The 22,532-nt window shown below is 71.1% G+C and carries 27 protein-coding genes; 14 read left to right on the top strand and 13 right to left on the bottom strand.

Going from position 1 to position 22,532, the window contains the following annotated elements:
• Window positions 1-11: 11 nt before the first annotated feature.
• The 4 genes from TTY48_RS06300 to TTY48_RS06285 all read left to right on the top strand — a co-directional run bounded on the left by TTY48_RS06300 (window position 12) and on the right by TTY48_RS06285 (window position 3,128).
• Window positions 12-770: an alpha/beta fold hydrolase gene (locus TTY48_RS06300; RefSeq protein ID WP_308443054.1), complete on the top strand. Its 759-nt coding sequence runs from the start codon at window positions 12-14 to the stop codon at window positions 768-770.
• 2 nt (window positions 771-772) lie between these two features.
• The gene (locus TTY48_RS06295) at window positions 773-1,561 is read left to right on the top strand and encodes an Fpg/Nei family DNA glycosylase (protein WP_220656679.1); all 789 of its coding nucleotides are present in this window, start codon (window positions 773-775) and stop codon (window positions 1,559-1,561) included.
• Between the two features lie 78 nt (window positions 1,562-1,639).
• Window positions 1,640-2,575 (top strand): SDR family oxidoreductase, encoded by a 936-nt coding sequence (locus TTY48_RS06290; RefSeq protein WP_220656678.1) that lies wholly within the window; start codon window positions 1,640-1,642, stop codon window positions 2,573-2,575.
• Entirely contained in the window at window positions 2,559-3,128 is a 570-nt protein-coding gene (locus TTY48_RS06285; protein ID WP_220656677.1) for a TetR/AcrR family transcriptional regulator, read from the top strand. The genes TTY48_RS06290 and TTY48_RS06285 overlap by 17 nt, the downstream gene beginning before the upstream one ends.
• A 1-nt stretch (window position 3,129) precedes the next feature.
• Here the strand turns inward: TTY48_RS06285 and TTY48_RS06280 are convergent, their stop codons facing one another.
• From TTY48_RS06280 to TTY48_RS06265, 4 genes are read right to left on the bottom strand one after another with little or no spacing between them, the layout of a single operon-like run.
• Window positions 3,130-3,849 (bottom strand): DsbA family oxidoreductase, encoded by a 720-nt coding sequence (locus tag TTY48_RS06280; RefSeq protein WP_220658479.1) that lies wholly within the window; start codon window positions 3,847-3,849, stop codon window positions 3,130-3,132.
• A gap of 44 nt (window positions 3,850-3,893) precedes the next feature.
• Window positions 3,894-4,739, bottom strand: coding sequence for an SDR family NAD(P)-dependent oxidoreductase (locus TTY48_RS06275; protein WP_220656676.1), 846 nt, complete (start codon window positions 4,737-4,739; stop codon window positions 3,894-3,896).
• Between the two features lie 10 nt (window positions 4,740-4,749).
• The gene (locus tag TTY48_RS06270) at window positions 4,750-5,670 is read right to left on the bottom strand and encodes an oxygenase MpaB family protein (protein WP_220656675.1); all 921 of its coding nucleotides are present in this window, start codon (window positions 5,668-5,670) and stop codon (window positions 4,750-4,752) included.
• Between the two features lie 44 nt (window positions 5,671-5,714).
• Window positions 5,715-6,500, bottom strand: coding sequence for an A/G-specific adenine glycosylase (locus TTY48_RS06265; RefSeq protein WP_374758683.1), 786 nt, complete (start codon window positions 6,498-6,500; stop codon window positions 5,715-5,717).
• Between the two features lie 144 nt (window positions 6,501-6,644).
• Here TTY48_RS06265 and TTY48_RS06260 point away from each other — a divergent pair, with 144 nt between their 5' ends.
• Entirely contained in the window at window positions 6,645-7,298 is a 654-nt protein-coding gene (locus tag TTY48_RS06260) for a carbonic anhydrase (RefSeq protein WP_220656674.1), read from the top strand.
• Window positions 7,299-7,358: 60 nt separating this feature from the next.
• Complete coding sequence (locus TTY48_RS06255; RefSeq protein ID WP_220656673.1) at window positions 7,359-8,162, top strand: BsuPI-related putative proteinase inhibitor; 804 nt, start codon at window positions 7,359-7,361, stop codon at window positions 8,160-8,162.
• Here TTY48_RS06255 and disA read toward each other — a convergent pair.
• The 3 genes from disA to TTY48_RS06240 are packed head-to-tail and all read right to left on the bottom strand — an operon-like array spanning window position 8,159 to window position 11,284.
• A complete protein-coding gene (gene disA, locus TTY48_RS06250; RefSeq protein ID WP_220656672.1) occupies window positions 8,159-9,241 on the bottom strand; it encodes a DNA integrity scanning diadenylate cyclase DisA in 1,083 nt (360 codons plus the stop codon). The genes TTY48_RS06255 and disA overlap by 4 nt on opposite strands.
• Window positions 9,242-9,251: 10 nt before the next feature.
• On the bottom strand, window positions 9,252-10,637 hold the full coding sequence (radA, locus tag TTY48_RS06245) for a DNA repair protein RadA (protein ID WP_220658477.1): 1,386 nt from the start codon (window positions 10,635-10,637) through the stop codon (window positions 9,252-9,254).
• Between the two features lie 53 nt (window positions 10,638-10,690).
• Window positions 10,691-11,284, bottom strand: coding sequence for a hypothetical protein (locus TTY48_RS06240; protein ID WP_220656671.1), 594 nt, complete (start codon window positions 11,282-11,284; stop codon window positions 10,691-10,693).
• A 290-nt stretch (window positions 11,285-11,574) separates the two neighbouring features.
• On the opposite strand from TTY48_RS06240, the gene TTY48_RS06235 reads away from it, so the two are divergent.
• Genes TTY48_RS06235 through ispF form a run of 3 tightly spaced genes read left to right on the top strand, consistent with a single transcriptional unit; the run spans window position 11,575 to window position 13,192 of the window.
• Window positions 11,575-12,063 carry a CarD family transcriptional regulator gene (locus tag TTY48_RS06235; protein WP_220656670.1) on the top strand — a complete coding sequence of 163 codons (489 nt, stop codon included), beginning with the start codon at window positions 11,575-11,577 and terminating at the stop codon, window positions 12,061-12,063.
• Window positions 12,060-12,722: a 2-C-methyl-D-erythritol 4-phosphate cytidylyltransferase gene (gene ispD / locus TTY48_RS06230; protein WP_220658476.1), complete on the top strand. Its 663-nt coding sequence runs from the start codon at window positions 12,060-12,062 to the stop codon at window positions 12,720-12,722. The genes TTY48_RS06235 and ispD overlap by 4 nt, the downstream gene beginning before the upstream one ends.
• Window positions 12,719-13,192, top strand: a complete 474-nt coding sequence (gene ispF / locus TTY48_RS06225; RefSeq protein ID WP_220656669.1) for a 2-C-methyl-D-erythritol 2,4-cyclodiphosphate synthase — start codon at window positions 12,719-12,721, stop codon at window positions 13,190-13,192. The genes ispD and ispF overlap by 4 nt, the downstream gene beginning before the upstream one ends.
• Before the next feature lie 163 nt (window positions 13,193-13,355).
• On the opposite strand, the gene rarD is transcribed toward ispF, so the two are convergent.
• Window positions 13,356-14,279 carry an EamA family transporter RarD gene (rarD, locus tag TTY48_RS06220; protein WP_255585535.1) on the bottom strand — a complete coding sequence of 308 codons (924 nt, stop codon included), beginning with the start codon at window positions 14,277-14,279 and terminating at the stop codon, window positions 13,356-13,358.
• A gap of 85 nt (window positions 14,280-14,364) precedes the next feature.
• On the opposite strand from rarD, the gene cysS reads away from it, so the two are divergent.
• From cysS to TTY48_RS06205, 3 genes are read left to right on the top strand one after another with little or no spacing between them, the layout of a single operon-like run.
• Window positions 14,365-15,762, top strand: coding sequence for a cysteine--tRNA ligase (gene cysS, locus TTY48_RS06215; RefSeq protein WP_220656668.1), 1,398 nt, complete (start codon window positions 14,365-14,367; stop codon window positions 15,760-15,762).
• 15 nt (window positions 15,763-15,777) lie between these two features.
• The gene (gene rlmB / locus TTY48_RS06210; protein ID WP_220656667.1) at window positions 15,778-16,752 is read left to right on the top strand and encodes a 23S rRNA (guanosine(2251)-2'-O)-methyltransferase RlmB; all 975 of its coding nucleotides are present in this window, start codon (window positions 15,778-15,780) and stop codon (window positions 16,750-16,752) included.
• Between the two features lie 55 nt (window positions 16,753-16,807).
• Entirely contained in the window at window positions 16,808-17,395 is a 588-nt protein-coding gene (locus tag TTY48_RS06205) for a TetR/AcrR family transcriptional regulator (RefSeq protein ID WP_220656666.1), read from the top strand.
• On the opposite strand, the gene TTY48_RS06200 is transcribed toward TTY48_RS06205, so the two are convergent.
• The 5 genes from TTY48_RS06200 to TTY48_RS06180 form a co-directional block, all read right to left on the bottom strand.
• On the bottom strand, window positions 17,396-18,157 hold the full coding sequence (locus tag TTY48_RS06200) for a LamB/YcsF family protein (RefSeq protein ID WP_220656665.1): 762 nt from the start codon (window positions 18,155-18,157) through the stop codon (window positions 17,396-17,398).
• Window positions 18,158-18,167: 10 nt separating this feature from the next.
• Window positions 18,168-19,052: a metal ABC transporter permease gene (locus TTY48_RS06195; protein ID WP_220658473.1), complete on the bottom strand. Its 885-nt coding sequence runs from the start codon at window positions 19,050-19,052 to the stop codon at window positions 18,168-18,170.
• Window positions 19,052-19,795 (bottom strand): metal ABC transporter ATP-binding protein, encoded by a 744-nt coding sequence (locus tag TTY48_RS06190; protein ID WP_220656664.1) that lies wholly within the window; start codon window positions 19,793-19,795, stop codon window positions 19,052-19,054. Before TTY48_RS06190 ends, TTY48_RS06195 begins: the two co-directional genes overlap by 1 nt.
• Entirely contained in the window at window positions 19,792-20,688 is an 897-nt protein-coding gene (locus TTY48_RS06185; protein ID WP_255585534.1) for a metal ABC transporter solute-binding protein, Zn/Mn family, read from the bottom strand. The genes TTY48_RS06190 and TTY48_RS06185 overlap by 4 nt, the downstream gene beginning before the upstream one ends.
• 75 nt (window positions 20,689-20,763) lie before the next feature.
• Window positions 20,764-21,204, bottom strand: coding sequence for a nuclear transport factor 2 family protein (locus TTY48_RS06180; protein ID WP_220656663.1), 441 nt, complete (start codon window positions 21,202-21,204; stop codon window positions 20,764-20,766).
• A 98-nt stretch (window positions 21,205-21,302) separates the two neighbouring features.
• Between TTY48_RS06180 and TTY48_RS06175 the strand changes: the two genes are divergently transcribed.
• Together TTY48_RS06175 and TTY48_RS06170 are read left to right on the top strand one after the other, a co-directional pair.
• Window positions 21,303-21,860 (top strand): PadR family transcriptional regulator, encoded by a 558-nt coding sequence (locus TTY48_RS06175; RefSeq protein WP_220656662.1) that lies wholly within the window; start codon window positions 21,303-21,305, stop codon window positions 21,858-21,860.
• Window positions 21,861-21,864: 4 nt separating this feature from the next.
• On the top strand, window positions 21,865-22,494 hold the full coding sequence (locus TTY48_RS06170) for a LysE family translocator (protein ID WP_220656661.1): 630 nt from the start codon (window positions 21,865-21,867) through the stop codon (window positions 22,492-22,494).
• Window positions 22,495-22,532 lie beyond the last annotated feature (38 nt).

Here is a 22,532-nt window from a genome sequence, read left to right as displayed (position 1 = left end):
TGGATGAGTGTGTGGGGCTGCGGGATTGGGGTGGCCGTGAAGACGGCCGGCCGATCGTGCTGCTGCACGGCCTGATGGGCCGCGGCCGCACCTGGCGGCGGCAGATCCCCTGGTTGCGGCGTTACGGCCGGGTGTTCACCTTCGACGCCGAATTCCACCGCGGAGCGGGCTTCCCGCTGCCCGCCGGCGACATCTCCACCGAGCGCTTCGTGGCCGATGTCGCCGAGATCCTCACGCTGCTCGATCAGGGGCCGGCGGTGCTCATCGGTCATTCGATGGGCGGCCTGCACGCCTGGTGCACCGCCGCCGAGTATCCCGAACTCGTCGATGCGCTGGTGGTCGAGGACATGTCGCCCGAGTTCACCGGCCAGTCCACCGACACCTGGGCGCCGTGGTTCGCCAGTTGGCCCTCGCGGTTCGCCTCCCAGGAGCAGTGCGAGGCGATGTTCGGCCCCGTGGCCGGGCGCTACTTCTACGAGGCCTTCGACGACGGTGTGCTGCACGGCGATCTGGACACCTTCCGTTCGATCGCGGATCACTGGGGCCCGCGCGATCACTGGGATCAGTGGCGCGCCGTGGCCGCTCCCACCCTGCTGATCGAGGCCGAGTTCTCCGTCGTCCCACCCGGTGTCGGCGCGCGCATGGTGCGTGAGTACACGGGGCCCGACCTGCGGTACGCCGTCTTCGACGGTGCCGGACACCTCGCCCACGACGACGCCCCGGAGCGCTACCGCGGCGCCGTCGAGGCTTTCCTCGCCGGCCTGGACTAGCGATGCCCGAGGGCGACACCCTGCACAACCTGGCCGCCCGGCTGCGGCCGGTCCTCGTGGGGCGGGAGCTCGCCGGCTGTGATCTGCGCGTGCCGCGGTACGCCACCGTCGACCTCACGGGCCGCACCGTGGACGCCGTGACCGCCCGCGGCAAGCACCTGCTGATCGTGCTCGGCGACCGTACGCTGCACAGCCACCTGAGGATGGAGGGCCAGTGGCACCTGTACCGGCCCGGCGAGCGCTGGCGGAAGCCCGGGCACACCGCCCGCGCGGTGCTCACCGTCGAGGGTGCGCAGGTGGTGGGCTTCTCACTCGGCCTTCTCGAGGTGCTCGCCACCGAGGCGGTCGACGGTGCGCTCGCCCACCTCGGGCCCGATCCGCTCGGCCCGGACTGGGACGCCGAGCGCGCCGCCGCGAACCTCGGCGCCGATCCTGCGCGCCCCATCGGCCTCGCGCTGCTGGACCAGCGCGCCCTCGCCGGTGTGGGGAACGTCTATCGCAACGAGCTGTGCTTCGTGCGCGGTACGCACCCGGCGACTCCCGTCGCCGACTGCGGTGATCTGCGGGGCTGGGCCGACGAGGCCGCGCGCCTGCTGCGCGCGAACCTGGGGCGCAGCAGGCGGGTGACCACGGGCGTCGATCGAAACGGGTTGCGCGCCTTCGTCTACGACCGTGCGCGGCGATCTTGTCTGCGGTGCGGCACGGCGATCGTCGCGGGCTCGCTCGGCGCCGTGGGGGAGGCGGAGCGAACCATCTGGTGGTGTCCGCGCTGCCAACCCGACAAGAAATAACTAACTGGTTGGTTGACAAGTGTGGCTCCCGGATCTAATCTTTCAACTAACCAGTTAGTTGAATCGAAGGAGAACGAGATGTACCAGGTCAGCGACCAGTCGGGCACGACCTTCGTGGTCACCGGATCGAACAGCGGAACCGGCAAAGAGGCGACGAAACGGCTCGCCGCCGCGGGCGCGACGGTGATCATGGCGGTGCGCACCCCGGAGAAGGGCGAGAGCGCCCGCGCGGAGATCCTCGCTCAGGTGCCCGGCGCCGATATCGCGGTACGCCGCCTCGACCTCGCGGACCTGTCCTCGGTGCGGGCCTTCGCGGACGGCATCATCGCCGACGGCGTCGCGGTGGACGTGCTCGTCAACAACGCGGGCGTGATGACCCCGCCCGAGCGGTTCGAGACCGCCGACGGATTCGAGTTGCAATTCGGCTCGAACTTCCTCGGCCCCTTCGCCCTGACGAATCTGCTGCTGCCCGTGCTGCTGAAGTCGGCGGCACCGCGGGTGACCACGATGAGCTCCGGAATGGCGAACTTCGGCCGCATCGACTTCGCCGATCCGCAATCGGTGCAGCGCTATTCGCCGTCGCGCGCCTACGCGCAGTCGAAGCTGGCCGATCTGCTGATGGCCAATCACCTGGCCGCCGAGAGCGATCGGCGCGGCTGGGGCCTGCTCAGCGATGCCGCGCACCCGGGCTACACCCAGACCAATCTCCAGACCGCCGGTGCCAGCCTCGGCGCGAGCGATGTCCGGGAATCCATCATCACCCGCTTCGGCGGCAGGCTCCTGCCCTCGCAGCAGCCCGAGCAGGGCGCCGAGCCGCTCCTGTACGCGGCGAGCGATCCGGCCGCGCGCAACGGCGAGTACTACGGTCCGCAGGGACGATTCGGCCTCGTCGGTCCCGCCGGGGTGACGAAGAAGAACGCCCGGATGCGGGACGCCGACGTCGCCGCGCGGCTGTGGAAGTACGCTGCGGAGGTGACCGGAACCGACTTGCCGCGCGATGCCGCCCGCGGCTAAGCAGCAGCGCGACGCTGCCGCCACCAAGGCGCGCCTGCTGGACGCCGCGACCACCGAGTTCGCCGAGTACGGGCTCGCCGGCGCGCGGGTGGACCGGATCGCCGCCGCGGCCGAGGCCAACAAGCAGCTGATCTACGCCTACTTCGGCAACAAGCGCCAGCTCTTCGACGCCGTCATCGAGTTCCGGGTGGCCGATCTGCTCGAGACCGTGCCCTTCACCGCCGACGATCTCCCCGGCTACGCCGTGCGCCTGCGCGGGTTCAACCGGTCGCACCCCGAACTGATGCGACTCGTCCTGTGGCACGCGCTCGAATGCCCGGGCGAGCTCGTGCAACTGGAGTCCACGGCCGGATCGAACGTGAAGAAGATCGAGGCGCTGCAGGCCGCGCAGAAGGCGGGGAAGGTCACGGCAGCCGTCCCGGCACCCACGCTCCTGATCGAGATCCTGGCCCTGATCCACGGCGATATCCTGACCGGCGGCAGCGACGCCGCCGCAGTGGCGATCGACGATGCCGCGCTGGCCGCGGCCGTCGAGAAGCTCGCCGCGCCCTGAATCAGTCGCGGGCGGGCAGCTCGCAGCCGTCGGGACCGCAGGCGGCGGCATCGTCGTCACCGATCACGGTGAGCGGCTCGGGGCGGTCCGCCCACGCGCGATCGAGCGCCTGCGTGAACACCGAGGGCAGCTGTGCACCCGAGACGGCGTACTTGCCGTCGAAGACGAAGAAGGGCACGCCGTTGATACCGATCTTCGAGGCCGTGGCCTCATCGGCGCGGACGGCATCGGCGTAGGCGGTCTCGTCGTCGAGCACGGCGCGGGCGGCGGCACCGTCGAACCCGGCGGACTCGGCGATCGCCACCAGGCGCTCGCGATCGCCGAAGGCCGGGTCGGCCGAGGCGAAGTTCGCCGCGTAGAGGGCGTCCAGGAGAGCCTCCTGGCGTCCGAGCTCCAGCGCCCAGTGCAGCAGCCGGTGCATGTCGAAGCTGTTGCCCGCGTCGCGACCGGATACCTGGTACTGCAGTCCCAGTTCCTGCGCCTGCGCGCCGAGGCCGCGTTCGTTCGCCGCGGCCTCGGCCTCGCTGATGCCGTACTTCTTCGCGATCATCGGGACCACCGGCTCCGATGAGCCCGGCGTCGCCGAGGGGTCGAGCTCGAACGATCGGTGGATCACCTGGACATCACCCGAGTGCTCGAAGCCCTCCAGGGCCTTCTCGAATCGGGCCTTGCCGATGTAGCAGAAGGGGCAGTTGATATCGGTCCAGACGTCCACGCGCATATCGGGTCCAACGCCCGACGGTGCGCCCCCATTCCGCGGGAGGCTCACACCGGGTAGGTGAAGCCCGTCAGTCGCTCGGAGACGTCCCACAGTTCGGCCCACTTCGCGGTGTCCTTCGACTCCGCGGTGGTGGAGCACTTACCCACCCGGCCGCGGGTCTGGAACAGCTGGCTCGGACCCCACCACGGATGCGGATCGAGATCGCGATCGGTGGCGGCCAGCACCAGCGCCTCGGCGGCCTGCTCCGGCGGATTCGACAGCAGCGAGACCGCTTGCCGGGCCACCCGGTCGAGTGGGGTCTCGGTGCGGGTGAACAGGCCCGTGGGCGAGACACCGGGATGCACGTAGTAGGCGCGCTTGTCCGAACCCGCCGCCTCGAACCGGCGCTGCAGCTCGCGCGCGAACATCATGTTCGCCAGCTTGCTCTGGCCGTAGGCCTCGCTGCGCAGGTACTTGCGGTGCTCGTAGTTCGGATCGTCCATCCGCCAGCGGTAGTTCTGCCGGTGCGCCACCGAGGAGACGGCCACCACGCGATCGGTGAGCCGGTCGAGCAGCAGCCCGGTCAGCAGGAAGTGCCCGAGGTGGTTCACGCCGAACTGCATCTCGAAGCCCTGCTTGGTCCGCTTGAGCGGGATGTTCATCAGGCCGGCGTTGTTCACCAGCACGTCGACCTCGCCGACGGTGTCGGCGAAGGCGCGCACGGAATCGAGATCGCCCAGATCGAGCTTGCCGACGGTGACGTCACCGTCGATCCCGTCGGCGATGCGCTGCGCACCGTCGACGTCCCGGCAGGCCATCACGACGCGGCCGCCGGTGGCGGCGAGGCGGCGCGTGACGACCTGGCCGAGGCCGCCGTTCGCGCCGGTCACAACATAGGTAGGAGTGGTCATGGAAACCACACTACGAGGCGCTCGCGCGGCTGTACCGCTCCCGGGCCTGCGCCGGGGTCACGGTGCCGCTGCTGGGCTCGCGCTCCTGGGCGAAATGCCGGCGCAGGATGTCGCCCGTCATCGGGGCCACGAGCGCCCCGAGCCGGACGGTGCCCGCGGCGTGCTGGGCCGATGCGGCACGCACCGCCAGGCGCACGGCCTGCGGGTATGCGGCGTCGACGAGCCGCGGCTGGTCGAAACCGCCCACCTCCCGCATCCACCGCGGCAGGGTGGCGATCGTGGCCGGGGCGATCAGCGATCCACCGACCCGCAACCGAACGCCGCGCTCACGCGGGCGCAGCAGGTAGTGCATGCCGCGGCGGGCGCGCTCGGTGAGGGCGAGGCTCGGCCGCACGCGGTCGAAGTACGCGCGCACCTCCTCCCGCGACGACGGCACATCGGCGGGATCGCAGGTCTGCAGCTCGGCGGCCGTCACGCAGTCGCGCCAGTACTGCGCCTCGTCCTCCGCGCTGAGCGGACCGGGCCCGTACATCTCGTAGCACTTGAGCACCGAGTGCCAGCCGGTCACATGGATCCACAGCTGCGAGGCGGGATTGTTGGCGCTGTACCGCTTTCCGGTGACCGGCTCGATGCCGGTGGCCTTGCGGTGCACGTCCATCAGGTGCTCGGACGCCGCGATCGCCGTGCGTGAATCGGCCGTCGCGACCACCAGGAAGTAGGCGAGCGTGCGATCGAGCCGGCCGAACGGATCGGTGTAGATGCCGGCCGAATCGGCGACCGCGGCGGTGAGGTTCGGATCGAAGTGCTCCAGCACCACGGAACGCTGGAAGCCGATCAGGGCGGTGGGCGCGGCCCACACCCTCCAGGTGGGGGACTCGGGGCCGAAGAATCCCTGGTCGGTGACGCGCAGGGGGCCATCTGAGAGCTTCATGGTGCGAATCTATCACCAATTCCTACATGAGTGTAGAAAAAGTTTCAGGACTCCCCGGCCAGCGCGAACCGGCCGTCGCGGGTCTGCTCGATCAGTCCGTCCACCAGCAACGAATCCAGCGCGCGGTCGCGCTGCGCGGGATCGCGCTCCCACGCCACATCGAGCGCGGCACGGGGAACCGCACCGTCGGCGGCGCGCAGCACGTCTAGCAGGCGACCCCGGGCCTGCCGGTCGGTGCCCTCGTACTTCTGCACCTTCCGCGGCGCGACGGTGCCCTCCGGTGCGCCCGCCGCGAGCCACGCGCATCCGTCAGCGATCGGACAGGCCTCGCATCGCGGCGAGCGCGCCGTGCACACCAGCGCGCCCAACTCCATCAGCGCGGCGGACAGTCTCGGGCGACGCGGCACCGGAACGGTTTCCAGCACCGCCGTCGCGGCGGCGAGATCGCGCTTGGCCGACGGCGCCGCAGCATCCGATTCGCCCGCCTCCGCGCGGGCCAGCACGCGCCGCACGTTGATGTCGACCACCGGGACGTCCTGCCCGAATGCGAAACAGGCCACCGCGCGGGCGGTGTAGTCCCCGATCCCGGGCAGATCCAGCAGATCCTCGACGGAGTCCGGCACCACCCCGTCGAACCGGTCGACGATCGCCTGCGCGCAGGCGTGCAACCGCATCGCGCGGCGCGGGTAGCCGAGTTTGCCCCACGCGCGCACCGCATCGGCACCGGTCGCGGCCGCGAGGTCGGCGGGGGTGGGCCACCGCCGCACCCACTCGCGCCACACCGGCTCGACGCGCACCACCGGGGTCTGCTGCAGCATCACCTCACTCATCAGGATCTGCCACGGCGTCACCCCCTCGGCGCGCCACGGGAGATCGCGCTCGGCTACGTCGAACCAGTGAAGAACCGATGTGAAATCCGATGCGATCTTCGGGCCTGAGTCGTGGTGGCGGTGCACACCAGGCAGTATGAACCCATGCCTACTTCGACACCTCCGGGCGCCTGGCGCGCCCTCCGTGACGGTAACCGGCGATTCGTGGAGGGCGCGTCCATCCACCCGAACCAGGGAGCCTCCCGCGTCGCCGAACTCACCGCAGGCCAGGCCCCCACCGCCGTCCTGTTCGGCTGCGGCGACTCCCGCGTGGCCGCCGAAGTGATCTTCGACCAGGGGCTCGGCGACATGTTCGTCGTCCGCACCGCCGGCCACATCATCGACTCCGCCGTGCTCGGCTCCATCGAGTACGCGATCGAGGTGCTCGGCGTCCCGCTGATCGCCATCCTCGGCCACGACAGCTGCGGCGCCGTCGCCGCCACCGTGAACTCGCTCGACACCGGGACCATGCCCCCGGGGTACATCCGCGACATCGTCGAGCGGCTCGCCCCGTCGATCCTGGCCGGCCGCCGCGAGGGCCTCACCGAGGTCAACGAGTTCACCGCGCAGCACGTGGAGGAGACCGCGCTGCTGCTCCGGGAGCGCTCGCGGATCATCGACGACCACGTGGCGGACGGCCGCGTGGCCATCGTCGGCCTCACCTACGAGCTGGCCGAGGGCAAGGTGCACCTGCGCAGCGTGGTCGGCGACATCGGCGAGGCGCCGACGACGCCCTTCCAGGCCGTCGATCCGGCTTGACTTCTCGACACGCCGCCGCAGGTCAGCGGCCCTAGGTCGCGGAAACGCTACCGTTGAACCGTGCTTGAACCCAACGGACCCCTGCCGCCCGAGATCTACTGGCGCCGCCGCGTGCTGGCCGCTGCTCTCGCGGCGCTGGCGGTGCTCGTGGTGGTCCTGCTGATCGTCTTCGTCGGCGGCGGCAAGGATTCGTCGGACCCCGCCGCGGCGAGCTCCTCGGCGGCCACCACCACCGACCTGCCCACCGGGCAGCCGCCCTCGAGCGGTGAATCGGCGGCGCCCGGAGGCGGTTCGGCGGGCGGGCAGAGCGGTGCGCCCCAGTCCGGCGCGGCCCAGTCGGGTGCCCCGCAGTCCGGCGCCGCCTCGGGCGCCCCGCAATCCGGCCAGCCCGGCGCCGGTGTGCCCACTCCGGGCGCAGTCGTCGCCGGCGGGCCCTGCCCGGACACCAACATCTCGGTGGTCGTCGCGGCCGATAAGCCCTCCTACGCCGTCGGCGAGCAGCCGACCTTCGAGGCCACCGTGACCAACGCCGGCTCGGTGCCGTGCGGGCGCGACATCGGCACCGGCCAGCAGCAGCTGATGGTGCTCACCCTCGACGGCTCGAAGCAGCTGTGGTCGAACTTCGACTGCACCTTCCAGCCGGAGATCAAGAACGAGGTGCTGCAGCCGGGCCAGCAGATCCGGTACAAGCTGCAGTGGGCCGGCACCACCTCGGCGCCCGGCTGCCAGGCGCAGCGCGTTCCGGTGGCTCCCGGCGCCTACCAGGTGGTGGCCCAGTTCGGCGCCAAGCGCAGTGCGCCCGTCACTTTCAACGTGACCAAGCCCGCGCCGGAGCCCGCTCCCGCCCCGGCCCCCGGCGGCTAGTAGCGCTCCACCGAGAGCTCGGACAATCGCGAGAGTCCCTCACGCACCTGACGCGCCCACACGGCGCCCACCCCGGGCACCGCCTGCAGATCCGCGGCCGATGCGGCGAGCAGGGTCTGCAGGGAGCCGAAAGCCGCCACCAGCGCATCGATCTGGTGCCGCTGCAGCCGGGGCACCGAACCGAGCAGCCGGTAGCCGCGCGGCGAGACAGGCTCGTCCTGCGCCTCCACGGTGCCCGAGAACCCCAGGGCCGCAGCCACCGTGGTCGCGGTCAGCAGATCGGCATCGGTGAGTGCATCGATCCGGGCCACCACCTCGCTCACATCCGCATCGCCGGGGAGGTAGTCCCGCAGCACCGGTTCGCGTAGTGAGACGGACTCGCCCAGAAGGTCTTCCAGTTGCAGCGCGATCTGCCGCCCCGAGGTGCCCAGCTCCAGCACCGACTGCTCGATCTCGATCGCCAGGCGCCGCACCAACTCCAGGCGCTGCACCACGTGCGTCACCTCGCGCACCGCCACCACGTCCTCGATCTCGGCGCGCGACAGCTCGCCCAACACCTCGTCGAGCCGGTGCCGATACCGCTCCAGCGTGGCGATCGCGAGGTTGGCCCGCGACAGGATCGGCGCCGCGTCCTCGACCACGTGCCGCACCCCGCCCACGTAGGCGTGCACGATCGACATCGACGCGCTCACCGAGATCACCGGGAACCCCGTCTGCACCGCCGCGCGCTCCGCGGAACGGTGCCGGGTGCCGGACTCCTGGGTGGGGATCGCCGGATCGGGTACCAGCTGCACGTTCGCCCGCACGATCCGCGCCCCGTCGGTGGACAGCACCACCGCACCGTCCATCTTGGACAGCTCGCGCAGCCGCGTCGGGGCGAACTCGACGTCCAGGTGGAAGCCGCCGTCGCAGATCCGCTCCACGGCCTCGTCGTAGCCCAGCACGATGAGGGCACCGGTGCGGCCGCGCAGGATCCGCTCGATGCCGTCGCGCAGTCCGGTGCCGGGCGCCAGCCGGATCACCGTGTCCCGCAGCGCGGTGTTGCCCGCGAAGGCGTCGTCCGCGACGTCGAGGTCCATGCGGCTCAGGTTAACCCTTGCGCAGCCCCGACAGGCGGACGGCGTCCGCCACGGTCGAGGCCTCGGCGATCCGCATATCGCCCACCCGGAGCTTCTCCTGGGAGGGCGGCACGATCGCGTGGGTGAAGCCGAGCCGGTGCGCCTCGGCCAGGCGGCGCTCGAGTCCGGTGACCCGTCGCACCTCGCCGGCCAGGCCCACCTCGCCCAGCACCACGGTGTGCGGGCGCAGCGCCTTATCGGCGTTGCCGGACGCGATGGCCAGGGCCAGCGCCAGATCCGCGGCGGGCTCGGTGATCTTCATGCCGCCCACGGTGGCGGTGTACACGTCCTTCTGCGGCAGGTTCTCGACGCCGCCGTAGCGGGAGAGCACCGCGAGGATCATCGCCACCCGAGCCCCGTCGAGGCCCGAGACCGCGCGTCGCGGCTGGGGGAGCGGGGTGGGCGTCACGAGGGCCTGCAGCTCGCCCAGCATGGGCCGCTTACCGTCGAGCCCGACGGTGACCGCGGTGCCGGGGACGGCCTCGTCGCGATGGTGCAGGAACAGGCCCGACGGGTCGGTGACCTCGACGATGCCGGACTCGCGCTGCTCGAAGCAGCCCACCTCGTCGGAGGCGCCGAAGCGGTTCTTGATGCCGCGCACCATGCGCAGCGTGGAGTGCTTGTCGCCCTCGAAGCTGAGCACCACGTCCACCAGATGCTCCAGCGATCGGGGCCCGGCCACCGCGCCGTCCTTGGTCACGTGCCCCACGAGGATGACGGCGATGCCCGTCGCCTTGGCGAGAGACGTGAGCGTCGCGGTGATCGCACGGACCTGCGTGACGCCGCCGTGGACACCGTCGACGCCCGAGGCGGAGAGGGTCTGCACGGAGTCGACCACCATGAGGGTAGGGGAGATCTGCTCGACGTGGCCGAGGACGGTGCCGAGATCGGATTCCGCTGCGAGGTACAGCTTGTCGTTGAGTGCGCCGGTGCGTTCGGCGCGCAGCCGCACCTGGCCGGCGGATTCCTCGCCCGTCACGTACAGCGACTTTCCGCGGCCGGTGGACGCCCAGCGGTGCACCACCTCCAGCAGGAGGGTGGATTTGCCGACGCCGGGCTCGCCGGCCAGCAGGATCACCGAACCGGGCACGATGCCGCCGCCCAGCACGCGGTCGAGTTCGCCGATGCCCACCGGCAGCGCGCGGGTGGAGTTCGGATCGATCTTCGTGATCGGGACCGCCGGCGTCGTGGGCAACGTGAGCCCCACGTTGGCGGCGGGACCCGAGGCGCCGCCCGCGCGGACCGGGGTGCCCTCCTCCATCGTGGACCAGGCGCCGCACGACGGGCACCGGCCGACCCACTTGGCCACGGTGTGGCCGCATTCGGAGCAGGTGTACTGCACCTTCGGCTTGGCGATGGTGATCTACCTCGGGGTTCTCCGGCCGGTCGCCCGGCCTAGGAGGGCGCGGCTCAGTGGCCGCCGCCCTTGCCGCCGACCTCGGTGTCGCCGGTCACGGTGATGCCCGCGGCCGAGGCGGGAAGGGCACCGGCGTCGAGCGGCACGGCGATCTTCAGCGCGCCCGCCTTCTGCAGGTGGAAGGTGAGCTCGTTGGTGAGGCCGGGACGCCACGAGCCGTCCACCGGCAGGGTCACCTTGAGGCGGGTGACGTCGGAGCTCTCGTCGCTGTTCAGGGGCGCCGAACCGTACAGCGAGGTACCGGCGGGCAGCGAGGTGTCGCCGCTGATGGTGGCGTTGCGGCCGTTCTGATCGGTGATCGCGACGAGGCGGTCGCCGCCGTTCTTGGCGTCGGGGTCGATGTTGCTCAGCACGAAGGCGAGCTTGCCCTGGCCGTTGGTCACCGGGTACAGCACGTGCACGTCGCTCAGGACCTTCTTCTGGTCGACGTAGTTGTGGTTGGCGCCGTTGACGGCGGCCACCTGGTTCGCGGTCTGCGAGATCTGCCCCGCACCGCAGGCGGACACCGACAGCAGGGCGCCGGTGGCGAGCAGGGCACCCGCGGCGGCGGTGAGGGTGCGTCGGGTCGAGACGGTGCGTGCGGACACGATTCCTCCAGTGTTCCCTCCGCGCGGCGGCACCCGCGTGCGGACGAGCTGAGTATGTCACCACGCAGCGTAGTAGAAGGCCGCTTGCGCCGCGCCGCCGGGCACCGGCGGCGGGTTCGCCGGGAGTCCGTCGGCCCCGGAAGGGGCGGGTTTCGGCGTTCGATGATTGCAGTGGAGAACATCCCGGACTGCGTTTGTCAAGCCCTGGATGACTCCTGACCTGCGGTGTTGCCGCGCAGCCCGATATCGCCCCGTGTTATCCTGGTCATATCGAAAGGGGCAAGGATCAGATGATTTTCAAGGTCGGAGACACCGTTGTCTACCCCCATCACGGTGCCGCACTGATCGAAGCTATCGAGATCAAGACCATCGGCGGTCGTGAGCGCGAGTACCTCGTGCTCAAGGTCGCACAGGGTGATCTGACGGTCAAGGTTCCCGCGGAGAACGCCGAGGTCGTCGGCGTTCGTGACGTGGTCGGCCAGGAGGGCCTGGACAAGGTGTTCGAGGTGCTTCGCGCGCCGCACACCGAGGAGCCCACCAACTGGTCGCGCCGGTACAAGGCCAATCTCGAGAAGCTCGCTTCGGGCGATGTGAACAAGGTGGCCGAGGTCGTTCGCGACCTCTGGCGTCGTGAGCAGGACCGCGGCCTGTCGGCGGGTGAGAAGCGCATGCTGACCAAGGCCCGTCAGATCCTCGTGGGCGAGCTCGCCCTCGCCGAGGCCACGGACGACGGCAACGCCGAGTCCCGGCTCGACGAGGCGCTGGCGGCGGCCTCCTGACGGTCGTCGCTCTCGTCCCGGCTGCGGGACAGGGGACTCGCCTCGGCCTGAATCGGCCGAAGGCGTTCGTGGAGTTGCGCGGTCGTGCGCTCCTGTCCTGGGCCGTGGACGGGCTCTTCGAGTCCGGCGCGGTCGATGAGGTGGTCGTCATGGTGCCCACCGACATGCTCTCCGATGCGCGGGCGCTCGTACCGAGCGCCCGCGTCGTCGTCGGTGGGGCCGAACGCACCGATTCGGTGCGCGCGGGTCTCGCCGTGGCCGGCGCCCACGACCTCGTGCTCGTGCACGACGCCGCGCGTCCGCTCACACCGCCCGCGATGATCGGGCGGGTGGTTCAGGCGCTGCGTGCGGGCGCCTCCGCGGTGATCCCGGTGCTGCCGGTGGCGGACACCGTCAAACAGGTCGACGCCGACGGTGCGGTGGTCGCCACCGTCGATCGCGCCCGGCTGCGCGCCGTACAGACACCGCAGGGATTCACCACCGAGGCCCTGCGCGCCGCCTATGAGGCCGCCCCGAACGAGTTGGCCACCGACGATGCGGGTCTGGTCGAGCGGGCCGGTGGCACCGTGCTCACGGTGCCGGGCGATCCGCTCGCCATGAAGATCACCACCGCCTTCGACCTGCGGGTCGCGCAGGCCCTGGCTCAGGAGCAGTCATGATCATTCCCCGCGTCGGCATCGGCACCGATGTACACCCGATCGAGCCGGGCCGCCCGTGCTGGATGCTCGGGCTGCTGTTCGACGGTGACGGCTGCTCCGGCCACTCCGACGGCGATGTGGCCGTGCACGCCCTGTGCGATGCCCTGCTCTCCGCGGGTGGCCTCGGCGACCTCGGTTCCGTCTTCGGTGTGGGCCGCAGCGACAACGTGGGCATCACCGGCGCGCAGATGCTCACCGAGGTCCGGGGGCTCCTCACCGAGGCGGGTTTCGCCGTCGGCAATGCCGCCGTGCAGTTCATCGGCAACCGGCCCAAGGTCGGGCCGCGCCGGGCCGAGGCGGAGCAGGTGCTCGGCGATCTGCTCGGAGCCCCGGTCTCGGTGTCCGCCACCACCACCGACGGTCTCGGGCTCACCGGTCGCGGCGAGGGCGTGGCGGCCGTGGCCACCGCGCTGGTCTACGCCGCGGGCTGATCACTGCCGGCCCAGACGCCGCTGCGGGCTGGAGCGGGTGGGACCGGCCAGGGGCATGTATCGATCTCACGAGCCATGCGCCCCGCGCATACCCAGTAAAATACCAGGTCACGGCAGCTTTCCGCGCACTCGGCCATGCGTGCCGCGCATCGCTCGCGGAGCGCTACCTCGCGGGCTGGCCGGATCGCGCGCGGCGCAACGTCCGCACGGTGTCGACCGTGAGCAGGATCAGCGCGATCCAGACGATCCCGAAACCGATCCAGCGTTCGGGGGAGAGGTGCTCGCCCAGGAAAAGCACCGCGCACAGCAGCTGCATGATGGGCGTCGCGAACTGGATCAATCCCACGGTCACGAGCGGGATCCGGCGCGCTGCGGCCGCGAAGAGCAGCAGCGGCACCGCGGTCGCGACACCCGCGAAGACCAGCAGCGCAGCGTGTCCGGCGCCGTGGCGCGCGAAGTCGAGACCGCCGCCCCACACGGCGATGCCCACGAGCACGGCGGCGGCGATCGGCGCGAGGATCGCCGTCTCCAGCGTCAGGCCCTGCAACGCGTTCAGGTGCACTCCCACCTTGTTCTTCACCAGCCCGTACAAGCCGAACGAGAAGGCCAGGGCCAACGCCGTCACAGGGAAGGTTCCGGCCACCACCGCCAGGTAGACGAAGGCGAGCACGCCGATGCCGACCGCCACCCATTGCAGCGGCCGCAATCGCTCGCGCAGCACCACGACGCCGAGGGCCACCGTGACCAGTGGGTTGAGGAAGTAGCCGAGCGCAGCGTCCGACGTGTGGCCGGACGTGACCGCCACGATGTACACGATCCAGTTGGTGGAGATCAGCAGCGCGGCGATCGTCACCCCGGCCAGCAGTCGCGGCTGCCGCAGGACCGGGCGGATCCAGCCGAGGTCGCGGAGAATCACCAGCGCGGCGACGCAGAGCACCAGCGTCCACAGGATGCGGTGGGCCAGGATCTCCCACGCCCCGGTGGGTTTGAGCGCGTCGAAGTAGAGGGGGAACAGACCCCACAGCAGGTAGGCGCCGATGCCCATGGCGGTGCCCCGGGTCACCTCGGAGACGTCGCGTTCGGCCACCGAATGAACCTACCCATGAGCCGCCGTGGCCGAGAAACAGCTCGTGTGCCGGTCGAGTATGCACGGCACCGTAGAATCAATCGTCGTGACGCTGCGCCTTTACGACTCCCTGACCCGCGAGGTCCGTGACTTCGTGCCCCTCATCGAGGGCAAGGCCGGCATCTACCTGTGTGGCGCAACGGTTCAGGGCGTCCCGCACATCGGCCACATTCGCAGCGGTGTCGCCTTCGACGTGCTGCGCCGCTGGTTGATCGCGAAGGGCCTCGACGTGGCCTTCGTTCGCAATGTCACCGACATCGACGACAAGATCCTGCGCAAGTCCGCCGAGGCCGGCCGCCCCTGGTGGGAGTGGGCCGCCACGCACGAGCGCGAGTTCACCCGCGCCTACGACGCGCTGGGTGTGTTGCCGCCGTCGGCCGAACCGCGTGCCACCGGCTTCATCACCCAGATGGTCACCTACATGGAGCGCATGATCGAGCGTGGGCACGCCTACGCCTCCGGCGGCGACGTCTACTTCTCGGTCCGCTCGCTGCGCGAGTACGGCGCGCTGAGCAGGCAGAAGGTCGACGATGTGCACCAGGGCGAGTCGGTGGCCACCGACAAGCGCGATCCACTCGACTTCACGCTGTGGAAGGCGGCCAAGCCCGGCGAGCCGAGCTGGCCCTCGCCCTGGGGCGACGGCCGCCCCGGCTGGCACCTCGAGTGCTCCGCGATGGCCACCAGCTACCTCGGTGCGCAGTTCGACATCCACTGCGGCGGCATCGACCTGATCTTCCCGCACCACGAGAACGAGATCGCCCAGGCGCACGGCGCGGGCGATCCGTTCGCCAACTACTGGTTGCACAACGGCTGGGTCACCATGTCGGGCGAGAAGATGAGCAAGAGCCTCGGCAACGTGGTCTCGATCCCGGTGCTGCTGGAGCGGTTCCGCCCCGTCGAGCTGCGCTACTACCTGGGATCGGCGCACTACCGGTCCATGCAGGAGTACTCGGAGGGCGCCCTCGGCGAGGCCGTCACGGCGTACGGGCGGATCGAGTCGTTCGTGCAGCGCACCGTCGAGCGGGCGGGCGAGGTCCCGGTTGGTGAGTGGACCGACGGTTTCGCGACCGCCCTCGACGACGATCTCGGCGTACCGTCGGCATTGGCCGAGGTGCACCAGACGGTCCGCGCCGGGAACGCCGCGCTGGAGGCGGGCGATCTCGACGAGGCGCGGCGGCTGGCGGGTTCGGTGCGGGCGATGACGGCGATCCTCGGCGTCGACCCGCTCGATCCGCACTGGGTGGCCGAGTCCGAGGGCGACGGTGCCGCCCTCGACGCGCTGGGCGTGCTGGTGCAGGCCGAGCTGGAACGCCGGGCGAGCGCCCGCGCGGAGAAGAACTGGGCGGAGGCCGACGCCGCGCGCGACCGGCTGCACGCCGCGGGGATCGATGTGACCGACGGTGCCGACGGGTCCAGCTGGACCCTGGCCAAGAAGACCCAGTAGATCCAGGAGACGAGCATGGCGGGCAACTCCCAGCGCCGCGGCGCGGTGCGCAAGGCCGGTACCAAGAAGGGCCAGGTCACCGGTTCGGGCGGTGTGCGACGGCGCGGCCTCGAGGGCCGGGGCGCGACGCCGGCCGCGAAGGACCGGCCGTACCACCCGGCGCACAAGAAGGCCCGGGCCGCGGCGAAGGCCGCCTCGGGTCCGCAGCGGCGGCCGCAGAAGGTGGCCGGACGCGCCGCCGAGGACGGTCCCGAGTACGTCCTCGGACGCAACCCGGTGGTCGAGTGCCTGCGCGCCGAGGTCCCGGCGACGGCGCTGTACGTGGCGCTGGGCGCGCAGAACGACGAGCGCCTCACCGAGTCTGTGCGGATGGCCGCCGATCGCGGTATCTCGATCCTCGAGGTGCAGCGCGCCGAGCTGGACCGGATGAGCGATAACGGTCTGCACCAGGGCATCGCGCTGCAGATCCCGCCGTACAGCTACGCGCATCCCGAGGACCTGCTGCGCCGGGCCGCCGATCGCGGCGAGGCGCCGCTCATCGTGGCCCTGGACAACATCACCGATCCGCGCAACCTGGGCGCGGTGATCCGCTCGGCCGCCGCCTTCGGTGGACACGGCGTGGTGATCCCGTCCCGACGGTCCGCGGCCATCACCGCCGTCACCTGGCGCACGTCCGCGGGTGCGGCGGCGCGGCTGCCCGTGGCGCAGGCACCCAATCTCAACCGCACGCTCGCCGATTACGCGGCGGCCGGCCTGCAGATCGTGGGCCTGGATGCGGGTGGCGATGTGACCCTCGACGACTACCGCGCCGACACCGGTGTGGTGGTGGTCGTGGGCTCCGAGGGCAAGGGCCTGTCGCGGTTGGTCCGCGAGAACTGCGACTCCATCCTGTCCATACCCATCGCTTCCTCGGTCGAGTCGCTGAACGCGTCGGTGGCCGCGGGTGTGGTGCTGGCTGATTTCGCACGACAGCGGCGTACGCGAAGCTGATCCGAAGCTTTCCGACTCGGGGTCTCCACGCGGTGAGCTGCGTTACGCTGACACAATGGATTCGCTCGAGCAACGACAGCATGCTCGTCGTCGCACGATGCTGGACACCGGGGTAGCGCTCCTCGGCGGTCCGGACGGCGGAGCCGTGAGTGTCCGGGCGGTGTGCCGGACCACGGGCATCACCGAGCGCTACTTCTACGAGGCCTTCGGCAACCGCGACGAGTTCGTCCGGGCGGTGTACGACGATGTGAGTGCCCGCGCCCAGGAGGTCCTGGTCGACGCGGTCCGGGGCACCCCCGAGACCAAGGAGGTGGCCGCCGCGGCGGTCGCCGCCTTCGTCGATCTCGTGGTCGACCGGCCCGATCTGGGCCGGGTGCTCCTGCTCGCGCCCTATCGCGAGAGTGCTCTGGCCGAGTACGGCCTCGGCCACATGCCGGGCTTCTTCGCGGTGGTGGGGGCGGCGCTCCCGCCGGAGGTGGACGAGCAGTCCCGCAGGCTGGCGTCGGTGGGCATGGTCGGCGCGATGACCGCGCTGTTCACCGAGTACCTCTCCGGGCGTCTCGAGATCGAACGCGATGATCTGGTGCGGTTCTGCGCCACCATGCTCAGCAGCTATCTGATGCCGCCGATCGACCGGCCGTAGTCACGCGAAGGGCGTGATCGCGGCGCCCGCGCCTTCGAGCACCTGCCGCAACCGGCTCGCCACCTGGACGGCCTCGGGGTTGTCGCCGTGCACGCAGACGGACTCGGCCCGCAGCTCCACCTCGGTGCCGTCGATCGCCTCGACGGTGCCGTCGAAGACCATGCGCACCACCCGGGCCGCGATCTCGTCCGGGTCGTGCAGCACCGATCCGGGCAGCGTCCGGGGCACGAGGGTGCCCTCGGCGGTGTAGGCGCGGTCGGCGAAGGCCTCCGCCACCGCGCGTAGGCCGGACCCGGCCGCGAGCCGCAGGAACGCCGACCCGGCGAGCCCGAGCACGGGCAGCTCCGGTGCGCATGCGAGCACACCGTCGATCACGGCACGCGCCTGCGTCTCGTTCCCCACGATCGTGTTGTACAGCGCCCCATGGGGTTTCACGTAGGAGACGGTGCCGCCCACGCTGCGCGCGATCGCCTGCAGCGCGCCGATCTGGTAGATCACATCGGCGGTCAGATCGGCGGCCGGGACGTCGATGAACCGGCGGCCGAAGCCGCGCAGGTCGGCGTAGCCCACCTGGGCGCCGATCCGCACGCCCTGGTCCACGGCACGTGCGCAGGTGGCGCGCAGCGTGGTCGGATCGCCGGCGTGAAATCCACAGGCCACGTTCGCGGAGGAGACCACGCGCAGGAGGGCGTCGTCGTCGCCGAGGCGCCAGGCGCCGTAGGACTCGCCGCAGTCGGCGTTGAGGTCGATGCGCTGGCTCACGCGGTCCAGGCTAGTGCGCGTGCCGGTGGTCGTGGACGACCTCGGCCGCTTCGGTGCCCCGCCTGCCCCGCTGCCCGACGATCCTGCAGATCACGTAGATCAGGAAGGAGATCGAGGTGACGAAGACCGAGACGGGCAGCGCCGGGGCGAGCGAGAGCACGATGCCGCCGACCGCGGCGGTCATCGCGAACGCCAGCGACAGCAGCGTGGCCTTGCCCGGCGAGCTCGTGACCCGGGCGGCGGCTGCGGCGGGCGTGATGAGCAGGCTCATCACCAGGAGCGCGCCCACGATCTGCACCCCCTGGGCGGCGGCGGCACCGACGAGCATCGCGAAGACCACCGACAGCGTCTTCGTGGGGACGCCGCGGGCCGCGGCCACATCGGGGTCCGTGGAGAGGAACAGCAGCGGGCGGTAGATCACGGCGAGGATCGCCAGGACGACCACCGTGGTGATCGCCATGAGCTTCACGCCGGACATGCCGACGGCCACGATCTGGCCGGTGAGCAGCGCGAAAGCGGTGCCCTGGCGGCCCGGGTACAGCGCCAGGAACAGCACCGACAGGCCGAGGCCGAAGGACATGATCACGCCGATCACGGAGTCCCGTTCGCGGGCGTACACGCCGAGCAGGCCGAACAGCAGGCCGGCGATGAGCGCGCCGGCCAGCGCACCCGAGCCGACGCTCCATCCCATGAGCAGGGCGAAGGACGCGCCCGTCAGCGACAGCTCGGAGGTCCCGTGCACGCTGAAGGCCATCTGCCGGGACACGATGAGCGGGCCCATGATTCCGGCGAGAACCGCGAGCAGTGCGGCGGCGAGCAGGGCCTGCTGCACGAAGGGCTGGGCCAGCAGATCGGCCGTGACGGCGAAGTCGAAGAAGTGGCGCAGGCGGTCCATCATTCGCCCCCCACCACGACGAGGCGGTCGCGCACGTGCAGCACGTCCACCGGGGCCTGGTACAGCCGGCTCAGCGTCTCGGTGGTCATCACGTCGGCGGTGGCGCCGATCTCGAACCGCCCGTCCACCAGGTACAGCACCCGGTCGCAGTGCGGCAGGACGGGGTTGATCTCGTGGGTCACGAAGAGCACGGCGGTGTCGTGTTCGCGGCGGCGGCGCTCGATGAGCGCGACGGCGAGCTGTTGGTGGCCGGGGTCGAGGGAGAGCAGCGGCTCGTCGCACAGCAGGACGGCGGGGTCGGAGGCCAGGGCCTGGGCCACCCGGAGTCGTTGCTGCTCACCGCCGCTCAGTGAGCCGACGGGGGCGTCGGCGAAGGGCTGGGCGTCCACCTGGGCGAGGGCGGCGTCCACGGCGGACCGTCGCTGCGCCCGGCGGCGCAGGCCGATGCCCCAGGAGGCACCGTCGTAGCCGAGGCCCACCAGGTCCCGGCCGCGCAGGGGCACCGCGGCGTCGAGGGCGCGCTGCTGCGGGATGTAGCCGAGGCGGCCCCGCACGTCGACGGTGCCGGCCGACAGCGGGGTCTGGCCGAGCAGCACCCGGAGCAGGGAGGTCTTGCCGGCGCCGTTGGGGCCGAGCACCGCGACGAACTCGCCGGGGGCGATGTCGAGGTCGAGGCCGTCCCACAGGGTGCGGTCCTGGTAGGCCAGCGCGGCGCCGCGCAGGCTGACGACGGGCTGCGTCACGGGCGCGGCTTGAGGGCGTCGGCGAGTGTGGTCACGTTCGCGGCCTGCCAGTCGGCGTAGTCGTCGACGCCCTCGGGCAGCGACTCGGTGATCCGCACGACGGGCACCCCGGCGCTCTGCGCGGAGTTCGCGAAGGCGGTGGTCACGGGGCTCTCGGTCTGGGCGTTGAGCACCACGGCGCGCACCTGCTTGCCGGTCACCAGGGCGGTGGCGGCGGCGATGTCGGCGGGGGCCGGGTCGGTGCCCGATTCGATGGCGGCGGTGTACCGGGGCGGGGTGGCGTCGGTGAGGCCGGCCAGGGCCAGCAGGTAGCCGGCGACGGGCTCGGTGGCGGCCACCTTGGCGCCGGGGTTGGCGCGGCCGATCTCGCGGGCCCGGTCGATCACGCCGTCGAGCCGTCCGTTGAACGCGGCGGCCTTGCTCTCGTAGTCGGCCTTGTTGGCGGAGTCCTTCTCGGACAGCGCCTTCGCCACCGCGGTGGCCACCTTCTGCATGGTGGGCAGGTCGTAGAAGACGTGCTCGTTCTCGCCCTTGGGGTCCTGCTGCGAGACGGCGTCCACCTTGGTGCCCGAGGCGCCGTCGGCGGCCTTCTCGATGTAGGCGTCGTAGTGGCCGCCGTTGTAGACGATCACCGCGGCGCGCTTGACCGCGAGCGTGTCCTGCGCGGAGGGCTCGAACTCGTGGGGGTCGCCGGTGGGGTTGGAGAACAGTGAGGTGACGGTGGCGTGGTCGCCCGCGACGGCCTTGGCGATGGCGCCGTAGACGTCGGTGGAGGCCACGACCGACGGCTTACCGTCGCCGGGCTCCGACGATGCCGACCCGCACGCCGTGAGGGTCAGGGTCGCGACGGCGGTGGCGGCGACGGCCTGGGCCAGGCGGTTGCGGATGCGCACGGGTGCTCCTCTTGACAGCAATGGAAATCGTTGTCAATAGTAGTCGCGCCGGGCGCATCCGCCAAACCGGCCGGGTCAGCTCCGCGTCGCGGCGCCCTGCTGTGCGGCTTCCGCCTGCGCCGCGGCGGTGGCCTCGGCGGCGATCTGCTCGAACTGCGCGGCCATCGCGGCGGAGAGGGCCTGCGCGGCCGAGAGCGGCCGCACCATCACCACGAAGTCGTCGATCTTGCCCTCGTCGTTGAGGTGCAGGAAGTCGCAGCCGTTCACTTCTTTGCCGTCGAGCGTGGTCCGGAAGACGAGCGCGTGGTCGCGACCGTCGGGGCTGGTGATCTCGCGCTCGTAGCGGAAGTCGTCGCCGCCCATCACGCGCAGCACGCCGCGCAGGATCGCGGCGGTGATGTGCCGCCCCTCGTAGGGCTTGAAGGCCACGGGGCTGGTGAATCGCACATCGTCGGCCAGCGTGCGCTCCATCGCCTCGGGATCCTTCGCGAGCACGGCGTCGCGGAACTCCTGCATGACTCCTCCTAGTAAATTTGTTGACTAGGTCGAGTATGCGATGCGCGGCCTGCGGTGTCCAGGCTCGGATAGGCAACTCGGTGAATAAGGTGAACTGCATGGCACTGCGGCACGCGATCCTCGCGACCCTCCTCGTGGTCGAGGAGGCCTCGGGGTACGACCTGACCAAGGAGTTCGACGGTGCCCGCGCCAATTTCTGGACCGCCACACCGCAGCAGCTGTACCGCGAGCTGGACCGGATGGAATCCGACGGTGCGATCGTGGCGCGCACCGTCGAACAGGAGAAGCGGCCGAACAAGCGCGTCTTCCGGGTGACCGCCGAGGGGCGCGCCGAGCTCGCGGCCTTCAGTGAGCGGTCGCCGAAACCGATGGCGATCCGCGACGACTTCCTGGTGATGGTGCAGGGTGTCGAGGCCGGTGATGTGGCGGCCGTCTGTGCGAACCTGCGCGCGCGACGCGCGGCCGCGGCCGCGAAGCTGGCGCACTACGAACGGGTGCGGGCGCGCTGGCTGGACGGCCGCACGGAGCCGGAGCTGCTGGCGGACCAGCGGCTGGGTGGGCCCTATCTGACGCTGGTGCGGGGCCTGCGGTTCGAGCGGGAGAACCTCGACTGGTTCGATCTGGCGCTGCCGGTGCTCGAAGCGCGCCTACCCTGAGGGGGTGCCCTCGCCGCTCCTCGCCGCCGCCGGTTTCGGGCTCGCGGTGCTGCCGATCTGTCTGACGCCGGGGGTGAGCTTCGCGCTGGTCACCGACCGGGCGCTCACCTCGGGGCCGCGGGCCGCCGGCGGTGTGATCCTCGGGACGGTGCTGGGGCTGCTCACCCACGCGGCGCTCGCGGCGGCGGGACTGTCGGCGGTCGTGATGCACTCCGCCGAGGCCTTTCTCGTGGTGAAGCTGATCGGTGCCGCCTACCTGGTGGGGCTGGGACTGTGGATGATCCGGGCCGCGCTGCGGGATGCGCCGGCGGCGCCCGCGCCCACCCGGTTGCCCTGGCGCCGGGGCGGCGATGTCGTGCAGGGCTACCTGGGGAACGTGCTCAATCCGAAGGCGGCCGCGGTGTATCTCACGCTGGCGCCGCAGTTCCTCGATCCGGGGTCGCCGGTCGCTCCGCAGTTGCTGTGGCTGTGGCTGGCCCATGCCGTGGTGGCCTCGGCGTGGCTGGTGCTGTGGGGCGGCGTGGTCACCGCGATGCGCCGCCGGGTCGACGTGCAGCGGTTCCGGCGCCGGATCACCGGCCTCGGCGGTGTGGTCATGGTCGCGCTGGGGGTGCGCTCGGCCGTCACTCGCTGACTGTGTTCGTAGAATGAACATTGATTCGATATGCGAAC

It is taken from the genome of Tsukamurella sp. TY48, from assembly GCF_019656655.1.
In the GTDB taxonomy this organism is placed as follows: domain Bacteria; phylum Actinomycetota; class Actinomycetes; order Mycobacteriales; family Mycobacteriaceae; genus Tsukamurella; species Tsukamurella strandjordii.
This window is presented reverse-complemented; position numbering and strand designations above follow the sequence as displayed.

What these genes read in the sequence shown, in the direction of transcription:
- rlmB (WP_220656667.1), top strand. Translation starts at nt 15,778, where the DNA reads ATGGCGGGCAACTCCCAGCGCCGCGGCGCGGTGCGCAAGGCCGGTACC.
- disA (WP_220656672.1), bottom strand. Translation starts at nt 9,241, where the DNA reads ATGGACCTCGACGTCGCGGACGACGCCTTCGCGGGCAACACCGCGCTG.
- TTY48_RS06205 (WP_220656666.1), top strand. Translation starts at nt 16,808, where the DNA reads ATGGATTCGCTCGAGCAACGACAGCATGCTCGTCGTCGCACGATGCTG.
- TTY48_RS06175 (WP_220656662.1), top strand. Translation starts at nt 21,303, where the DNA reads ATGGCACTGCGGCACGCGATCCTCGCGACCCTCCTCGTGGTCGAGGAG.
- TTY48_RS06275 (WP_220656676.1), bottom strand. Translation starts at nt 4,739, where the DNA reads ATGACCACTCCTACCTATGTTGTGACCGGCGCGAACGGCGGCCTCGGC.
- TTY48_RS06295 (WP_220656679.1), top strand. Translation starts at nt 773, where the DNA reads ATGCCCGAGGGCGACACCCTGCACAACCTGGCCGCCCGGCTGCGGCCG.
- TTY48_RS06195 (WP_220658473.1), bottom strand. Translation starts at nt 19,052, where the DNA reads ATGGACCGCCTGCGCCACTTCTTCGACTTCGCCGTCACGGCCGATCTG.
- TTY48_RS06260 (WP_220656674.1), top strand. Translation starts at nt 6,645, where the DNA reads ATGCCTACTTCGACACCTCCGGGCGCCTGGCGCGCCCTCCGTGACGGT.
- TTY48_RS06270 (WP_220656675.1), bottom strand. Translation starts at nt 5,670, where the DNA reads ATGAAGCTCTCAGATGGCCCCCTGCGCGTCACCGACCAGGGATTCTTC.
- TTY48_RS06180 (WP_220656663.1), bottom strand. Translation starts at nt 21,204, where the DNA reads ATGCAGGAGTTCCGCGACGCCGTGCTCGCGAAGGATCCCGAGGCGATG.
- ispF (WP_220656669.1), top strand. Translation starts at nt 12,719, where the DNA reads ATGATCATTCCCCGCGTCGGCATCGGCACCGATGTACACCCGATCGAG.
- TTY48_RS06285 (WP_220656677.1), top strand. Translation starts at nt 2,559, where the DNA reads ATGCCGCCCGCGGCTAAGCAGCAGCGCGACGCTGCCGCCACCAAGGCG.
- TTY48_RS06235 (WP_220656670.1), top strand. Translation starts at nt 11,575, where the DNA reads ATGATTTTCAAGGTCGGAGACACCGTTGTCTACCCCCATCACGGTGCC.
- TTY48_RS06280 (WP_220658479.1), bottom strand. Translation starts at nt 3,849, where the DNA reads ATGCGCGTGGACGTCTGGACCGATATCAACTGCCCCTTCTGCTACATC.
- TTY48_RS06265 (WP_374758683.1), bottom strand. Translation starts at nt 6,500, where the DNA reads ATGAGTGAGGTGATGCTGCAGCAGACCCCGGTGGTGCGCGTCGAGCCG.
- TTY48_RS06290 (WP_220656678.1), top strand. Translation starts at nt 1,640, where the DNA reads ATGTACCAGGTCAGCGACCAGTCGGGCACGACCTTCGTGGTCACCGGA.